Source organism: Blautia sp. AF14-40 (assembly GCF_003479665.1).
Lineage (GTDB): Bacteria > Bacillota > Clostridia > Lachnospirales > Lachnospiraceae > Fusicatenibacter > Fusicatenibacter saccharivorans.
Genome location: NZ_QUHK01000088.1, coordinates 1 through 2130, shown reverse-complemented (window position 1 = coordinate 2130; position 2130 = coordinate 1). Strand labels below are relative to the sequence as shown.

Annotated in this window: 1 pseudogene; it reads right to left on the bottom strand. The window is 42.8% G+C overall.

Annotated features, from left to right (window positions below):
- Positions 1-291: 291 nt before the first annotated feature.
- A pseudogene (locus tag DWW13_RS18310) lies at positions 292-2130 on the bottom strand (SrtB-anchored collagen-binding adhesin); the annotation flags it as partial.

The following is a 2130-nucleotide window of genomic DNA, read 5'->3' as shown; positions in this document are numbered from 1 at the left end:
CAAATTCAAGAGTTCCAAAAGACTGTGCCATATCTGGCACGACATATTTCATTTCCATATTGTTTTACCTCGTTTCTTTCTATTTTTGATAAATTGATTGTGATTTCTTATTCTGGCAGTTTGGGAAGTACCAGCAATCCCACAGATAGTAAAGGGTAAAATCAATGCTTCGCACCCTTGACTATCCGTGTTCTTGCAGGTCGTAAGCAGACAAGCCAGAATAAGCAAAAGTCTGCCGTTTGACAGCTTCAGCGGAGAGCGTGATTTTTCTTTCCTCATACCGTTACCGCCTTATGATTTCTTCATTTTACGGCGTTTGTAGAAGAAGATACCTGCCAGTCCAGCACCAGAAGTCATAAGAAGTGCAAGCAGTCCGTAAAGGTTGGTGTTATCGCCCGTTTTGGGACTGTCGCTCGGTCTGTTAGGCTTTTCTGGTGTCGGTGGTGTTTCGGGTTCTTCTGGGACTTCTGGTTTTTCCTTAAAGGTAATCGTCTGTCCCTCGTCCGCAATGTCTTTATGCTCGGTAACTTTCTTCGGCTCGTCTGGATTGCTCAAATCGTACAATTCTTCAAAAGTTACAAGCTGTTTGCCGTCAAGAGTAGTAGCGTCAAAGGTAAAGGCAACTTCCACTTTCATAGTTTCGCTGTCTGTTGTAAAGGTGTAATCACTTTCCACACGTTTTCCATTGATAAGAAGCTCTGCATTTTCTTCTTTCAACATCTGCCAGCCTACAAGTTTATACTGTGTACCGACTTCTAAGCCCTCTAAAGTTACGGTATCAATGATTGTTACCTCTTTTCCTGCTTCAAGCTCCTTGTTGCCGTCCTTATCGGTAGCAGTTGTATGAATTTTGATGATACGCTCTGTGATAAGTACCGTTTGCCCGTCGTCCTCAATATCCTTATGCTCCGCAACTTTCACGGGTTCGTCTGGATTGCTTAAATCATACAATTCTTCAAAGGTAACAAGGTTCTTGCCACCTAAAGCAGACGCATTAAATGTATAGGAAATTTTCACTTTCATTTCTTCATCATCAGCGACAAACGTATAGTCATTTTCCACACGTTTCCCGTCAATGATAAGCTCGGCGTTTTCTTCCTTTAACATCTGCCAGCCTTTGAGCTGATATTTTGTACCTTTTGTAAGTCCGTCTAATTTTACAGTATCAACAATCGTAACCTCTTTTCCTGCAAGGATTGTCTTTTCGCCGTCCTTACTGGTCGCTGTGGTATGGATAGAGATTTCTTTTTCGTATTCATCAGTCAAAGTCCCTAAATCAATCACAAGGTTATTTCTTGATACCACGCTTTCAAAAGGTGGGATAAGTTCTAAGCCTTTGTTGTTTTCACATTTCAATTCTTCAATGGTATAAGTATCATAAGGCAACGCCCCTTTGCTGTCGTCTGGTTCAGAAGGTCCAAACCACACACCGACCTCGCTGGTCTTTCCTCCGTTGGTATTGTGCTTGAGAGAAGCCCAGTCAGCAGAAGTGGAGAATTGCCCGTTATCATCATTTACGACAACATGACTTTCGCCCGTCGTCTTGCTTGGGATCCTAAAGGGAACATCAGCAAGACGCTTGTGTGTGCCTGCACCGATTTTCACGCCCTCAATATCTCCACGCTTAATCTGATTGTAGATAGAATGGGCTTCGTCGGTTAAGTCCACGATTTTTCCATTTTCTGTGATTGCAAAATCAATCGGCTTTGCACCGTCTGTCAAATATCCGTCTGGAGCTTCACTCTCAATGATACGGAATTTTCCATAAGGTAAGAGGTCAGAAGAAGTAGAAGCGACACCCTCAATATCTGTACGAATTGTTTTTACCACTTCATTTTTCTTGTATAACTTGCCCTCAACCAATACCGCATTATCATTTAAGGAAATGATGTCAAAGGCAGTATCTTTCAAGGTTGCACTTCCTTGTGGCTTCGTGTCGCCCGTTTCTAAATCTCGTTTCTGAATTTTCACACCGCCACGGATAACCTTGTCTGATACGGAAAACTGGTTACTTCCAGATAGTACGGCAAGGTCGCCGTCCTCGGTAATCTGTGTTACATATAAGCCTTTTATCTGTTCGGACTTATCGCCAGCCTGCATATATGCACCCTCTAACAAGTAGCCGTTTGG